8 protein-coding genes are annotated in these 5,720 nt (G+C 47.7%); all 8 read right to left on the bottom strand.

Annotated elements, in window-relative coordinates; all coding sequences use genetic code 11:
* The coding region (locus tag AC438_RS16035; protein ID WP_053982274.1) for a phage portal protein at positions 1 to 1,355 on the bottom strand (1,355 nt) is incomplete at its 3' end.
* A 1-nt stretch (position 1,356) separates the two neighbouring features.
* Positions 1,357 to 1,569 (bottom strand): primosomal replication protein PriB/PriC domain protein, encoded by a 213-nt coding sequence (locus AC438_RS16030; protein WP_202904786.1) that lies wholly within the window; start codon positions 1,567 to 1,569, stop codon positions 1,357 to 1,359.
* Positions 1,566 to 3,644, bottom strand: coding sequence for a phage terminase large subunit family protein (locus tag AC438_RS16025; RefSeq protein WP_082354227.1), 2,079 nt, complete (start codon positions 3,642 to 3,644; stop codon positions 1,566 to 1,568). Before AC438_RS16025 ends, AC438_RS16030 begins: the two co-directional genes overlap by 4 nt.
* Entirely contained in the window at positions 3,577 to 4,053 is a 477-nt protein-coding gene (locus AC438_RS16020; RefSeq protein WP_053982272.1) for a hypothetical protein, read from the bottom strand. Before AC438_RS16020 ends, AC438_RS16025 begins: the two co-directional genes overlap by 68 nt.
* A 106-nt stretch (positions 4,054 to 4,159) precedes the next feature.
* Positions 4,160 to 4,630 carry a 3TM-type holin gene (locus tag AC438_RS16015; RefSeq protein WP_053982271.1) on the bottom strand — a complete coding sequence of 157 codons (471 nt, stop codon included), beginning with the start codon at positions 4,628 to 4,630 and terminating at the stop codon, positions 4,160 to 4,162.
* Entirely contained in the window at positions 4,630 to 4,992 is a 363-nt protein-coding gene (locus AC438_RS16010) for a tlde1 domain-containing protein (RefSeq protein ID WP_053982270.1), read from the bottom strand. Before AC438_RS16010 ends, AC438_RS16015 begins: the two co-directional genes overlap by 1 nt.
* Before the next feature lie 17 nt (positions 4,993 to 5,009).
* Complete coding sequence (locus AC438_RS16005; RefSeq protein WP_053982269.1) at positions 5,010 to 5,288, bottom strand: phage holin, lambda family; 279 nt, start codon at positions 5,286 to 5,288, stop codon at positions 5,010 to 5,012.
* Positions 5,289 to 5,531: 243 nt separating this feature from the next.
* Positions 5,532 to 5,720: hypothetical protein (locus tag AC438_RS16000; protein WP_053982268.1), on the bottom strand; the 189-nt coding region annotated here is incomplete at its 5' end.

The following is a 5,720-nucleotide window of genomic DNA, read 5'->3' as shown; positions in this document are numbered from 1 at the left end:
TTTTTACCGCGACCGCGCACCACTTCAGCTTCGGTTCCAAAACCGCCGGCAACAATTCGCTCAAAACCTTCGGCTTCTTTTTTCGGATCAATCCACGGCATCACCGGCGGCTGGTAATAGGCTAAAAGTACCGTGCGCGTATCGACATCGGCGGGCACCTTAATGGCACCGGTCATCATGGCCATTTGCACATAGCGCCGATACACCGGCCGACTCCACTGTGCAATAAACGTATTGGTTAATACGCCATAGCTCACATAGCTCTCAACCAGCTCTTGTCGCTGCGAAGAGTAAGTGCCGTCATATTGTTTAGACACGCTTGAAAAGTTGGCACCCACGGCAGAACAAATCATGCGCACCATAGAATCACGAAACGGCTGCAGTAATGCGCTCGGGCGTTTTGACTCGATGGTGCCCACATCTTCACCAGGCTTTAAGTCATCAAATATTGTGCCTGGTGATATGGGAAAAGATCGGCGCTTTTCACCACCGCCTTCTTCAAAATCATCGGGCATGCCTTTTTTAATATAAAAAGCCATTGCCGCTGCAATGCGCGCCGCCACTAATTCTGACTCTTCATAATTTTGCAGGCCCGACAATCGCCCCATACAACTGGCTAAAATACTCACGCCGCGCGCCTGATTTAATCGCTTGACCAATTTAATATGCTGCATTCTATCGGCTGCAACACGCCGCGTTTTAAGACTCTTAAAATGATCACCACCAGGATGATACTCATACACATGAAAGGCTTGCGCTTGCCCCCATTGATTGCGCTCAATACCCTGTGATATCGCCCCAGACTTAGAGTGAAAATCAAAGGGTAAAAAATCAGGCTCCATCGCTTGAAGACTAAACGGCACCACTTTATTTGGATGGGTAAAACCGGCAACGCGACCTAAAACATGCTCTCCTAAACACTCGCCATCGCGCAACCACGTCATGCACACTTGGCGCTCTAATTCTGGCCGTGTGAGCTCGCCGCGCGTATCGGGCTTTAATGACCACTCAGAAAAGCCATCAAGCAGCGCTTTAGCAAACGCCTCATGCACATTGCCATTTCTATCTAACGGCATAGGCTCAACACCAATACCATCGCGGCCAACGACATTATTGACCATCGAGGTAAGCAGGCCATCGACTAAATCGCTGTTTTCTTGATAATACCGCGCTTGACCGCGCAACGACCTAGAACCAAATTGTGACCGAGTATCGGCACTGCCGTGCTGCTGTTTAGCGCTATTTAAACGCCCCGACTTTACCGCCTCATACGCTTTAATAGAAAACTTATTATGCATGCGCGACAAAGCCCATCGCGGCGAAATAGCCGCAATCGATTTTTCTAGTATATTCATTTTAAAATTCTGCTAAAGAAGGCCCACGAGAACCACGAGGGCGAGATAAAAGCCTCACTTTGTGCTCCCACTCAATACGGCCTTTGCGTATTTCACTTAAGTTTTCACGCGTCCAGCTTCGGCCATCTTTTTGGATGACTTTACCGCTTAACACGGCTTTTTCTGCATCGATATAAAAACTCACCATTTCTTGTGCAATTAACAACTCACTCACACCCAATCCTCCGTATAGTTATCAAGCCATGATGCCGGTTGCTCGGCGTGCACTCGTTCAGTGGGTTGTTCATCAAGCGCGGGCTTTTGGGGTTGCTCGATGATCTTTTTATCTGCAATAAATAAATCATTTTGAGCAAAGCCCAGCTCCAGGTCATCCCACTGTTTTGCTGAGTAGGTATTTAATTTAATCGCCATGGCGCCGTGCAGCGCATAGACTTCGCAATCTGTTGCTTCATTACGACGACCGGCACGGCATTGCCAGGTTAAATCGCCTTTTAAGCGTTTATTAGGCACTTTGGTTTCTGCGGTGACTTGCTTCCAGTAATCTGGCCGCGCCGCTTTATAGCTATGCATAAACGCCGATGTACCCGATAGCCTTCGGCTAATTAAGTCTTTGGCTTTGTGGGTGCCGACAAGGTAAACATGCAAGCCATGTTTATTGGCTTTGGTATGGCGCTTGTGGCTTTTATGCTCGATGCTTCTGGGTTTTGAGAAAATAGGTTTTATGCCGTTATCGTGGCTATCGCCTTTGATCGCCATCAAGGTTGTTTTTTTATGGTGCTTACTGCGCGTTCTGACCCAGGTATAAACGGCCTCATTTGTGCCGCCGTCTGAGGAGTCGATGGATACCGTACTGAGGTCTATTTTGCCAAAGCGCTCATGATCAAAACCGCTAAACAAGAGGGTGTCTAGTTCGGTCCATACTGGGTCTTTTTTATCCACGGTATTGCCAACGAGCTCACCCCAATAAAGCAGCCAACTTTCTTCGGCTCGGCCCCATGCGCGAATCACCACCGCTAAGCGATCATCTTGCACATCAACACCCGCTGTCACAATTAAACCGCCTGCTGGGCAGACAAGTTCATCATAATCTTCTGCGAGCTCTTCTAACTGATCAGCATCTAATTGATCTTTACTGGAAAACTCATAGGCCTTTGCCAGTTTTGAGTTTTGAAAAACAATGCGCTCTGATTCATCGCCGCTTTCGGCTTTATGCTCTGCCTCTAAGTACGCGCGCACAACATCGGCCAAGCTGGTACCCGCCATGCACACATACAGCTCTGATAATTCGGTAAAGCCTTCTACGGCTTCGGGGGCGTTGACTGTCGCTATCCAACCGCACCAAGGGTCTCCGCCATCGCGCGCGGCAATGCAGGTGTTAATAATATTTTGTTTGCGCTGGTAATCACTCCACACCACTGCGCAATGAGGACAGCTATAAACAGCCGTCTCGGGCATAGCCCGTTTAAATACAGGGTGCTCTTGCGCGCTATCATTATCTAACCAGCTAACGTTTTCCCAATCTAACACATGCTTTTCGCCACACTCATGGCAAGCGATGGGCAGTACGCGTTGGGTGCTAAGCTTGGCGTGGCTTTCAATAATTGAAAAATCTTTAACCGACGGTGTACCGCCTAAGACTATTTTTTTGCGCCTAAAGCGCTTAATGCGCTCACGCACCAACGCTATCGCGCTGCCTTGATCGCCGACGCTGGTATTGGTATCGTCGGGCTCTTCGACAATCACAACCGGTGCTGGCGTTGATTTCACATTGGACACCGAATTAGAGCCAAACACTTTAAACGAACCGCCAGGGAAATTTTTATAATTTGAGCGATTACCGGATTTACGGCTACTGCTAATATCAATACGCTTGGCTAATTCTGGTGATGATTCAATGGTGGGCTCAAACTTCTCCTCCATAAAGCTGCGCGCGGTTTCATCTTTGGGAAACAGCGCCAGCATGCGAGAAGGTTGCGTGCACACCCGTTTTGCAATCCAGCCGGTTTCTAATAAGGTCCAGCCAATTTGCGCGGCCTTCATTAGCACGACCATTTCAACCGTTTCATTATCTAGCGCGTATGCCACACCCCAAAAATACGGCACGTAATCGGCGTCATATAACCCGCTAACGTCACTGTCTTGTTTGGGTATTCTAAAATGCGCCTCCATCCATTCGATGGTGCCATATTTTTTTTGCGGTAACCAAGAGGCCCTAACTCGCTCAATTAGCTTGCGTAGGTTGCACGCTGTAATCTCCAATAGCTCGGGTGGCAGCGTCGGTAATTGCATCAACTTTATCTCTTGCCACTGTAATGTTGTGGGCGCTTTCAATCATCTCTAAGATTTTCTCGACCGATGTCATTAATTCTTCGCGGGCCAACTGCGCCCAGTCTTTCATCGCGTTTTCGACTTGATCTAGCTCAAGTATTAGATTGTGGGCTCGGTAAAGCTCTAACTCTTTTGTGCCTGCACTGGCCAAGGCTTCACGTGTTTTGGCCGCCTCGAGTTGCTGGCGCTGCGTAGACACTTCACGCCCGCTTGCCGCTGTGCGTAGCTGCTCGCAATACGCAAAAATCCAATGCGCGAGAGTGTCATTGTCTTTGAGTAGGCCCTCTTTACAGCGCTGATTAATCGCCTGCTTTGAGGCGCCAACCAATGCAGCAAATTCAACTTGCGAGCAAGGCTCATTCACATTCATGCAGTCAACCCCCCTACCAAAAACATATAGCTGTTAAAAACTCGCGAGTCTTAGCCCCGTATGTACGCAGTGCTAGAAAGGACCCATCGTTTTATATGAAACACCATCACTTCGTATCAATGCCTCGATTTTTATCAAAGCTTCTCATTGCGCCAACGCCTAGCAACGCACCCAGCAGCGCAATAATATCGGCCACCCCAAGATCGGGAAAAACAGGAAGGCTAACCCTTGCCACATTCTCTGTAGTGGCAATCACCTCATAGCTTTGCCATGACCACAGAGCGGTCATCACTACAGCCTTAGGGATATACATTAATGCGAGTGATGCTGCGCATACCCAGCCAACAGAGGGCCGCCAGCCAGACTGCCAAAGGCTGGCACTCTTAGCATCCGCTAAATTGATTTCAGCCTGCTTAAGCAGCAACTGCACCTCAAACTCTAAACGCTTGAGATCACCGCCTAGCCTTAACGCTTCAAGCTTGCGTAACTCTTCAGCGCGCTTATTGGCATCGGGCCATATTTTATGGATGGCCTCTTTACCTAAATTTAATACTGCCGTAATAGGATCTAATGACATCACTCAATCACTTTTAAAAAGTTATCGCCACTGCCGGCAATCAGCTTACGCACGTCACGGGCCAATATAATACAGCCCTTACTTGCCGCGCCTGGTCGAGTCGTAGAGTCACCGTGAATAACAAACGCGGTGCGCCCAAAAGCATTATGATCAATCGGGTTTAGCGGTAGCGATAACGGCCCAACGTTTGATGAGTTATACGCACTACCTATACCGTACAAACCACGAGGAATAGGCCCAACATCAACAATATGCTGACACTCAGGATTGTTTTTACCCACACCAAAGCCGCTGTAACCAACCGCCACCAGCTCACCCTTATCACACCACAGTCGGCCGGTCGCTTGCGAATAAATAAACATTAATCACCTATCACTTATTATTTTATTTTTGAATTCGCTAATTTACGCGCAACACCCCGCACAAAATCGCTCCCCAGCATACCAACGAATCCACCTAGAAAGACTGCATAGTCTTGGTAGCTATCTAACCCCATCGCTTTCACTAAATAGAATATTGCAACCGTGATAGCCCCACAAAAAGCAGCCTCTACCACATGCCGTATAAGGCGCGGCTCGCCATCGTTACGTACGCGAATAAATGCCACAACCACAGCTAATAAAACAGCTTTCAATACAGCAGGCATTTGCTCAAACATAAATAGCACTCACAAAAAAGCCCGCACAAAGGCGAGCTAAAACCACGGGGGTAAAAAATAGGCGAAAAAAAACCCAGCACAAAGACTGGGTTTTCGAAGCGAATAAACGGGACAGAAAATTCACTTAAGTAAACAAGTTAAAGACAGTGTTTACACGTCTTGCTACGATGGCACAAAATATATAGTTTTCGTCCGACACTTGCAAGCCCTTTTAAAAAATTAACCGTAGATAATTTTTTAAAGTTACGCAGCTTTTAAATAAACCGTTTTATCTACTTTATTTAATGCACCACAAAAATAGCCCTGCAACCAGCCTAGCGCTTTATTCACTCGTTCAGCAGCCATTGTTCTACTGCACCCTAAATCACGCCCCAGCGTCGTTAAATTAGTCGTTGCGCGTGTTACATAATAATTCACGATCGCATCCGCTAA

The sequence above is a fragment of the Marinagarivorans algicola genome, assembly GCF_001292705.1.
In the GTDB taxonomy this organism is placed as follows: domain Bacteria; phylum Pseudomonadota; class Gammaproteobacteria; order Pseudomonadales; family Cellvibrionaceae; genus Marinagarivorans; species Marinagarivorans algicola.
This window is presented reverse-complemented; position numbering and strand designations above follow the sequence as displayed.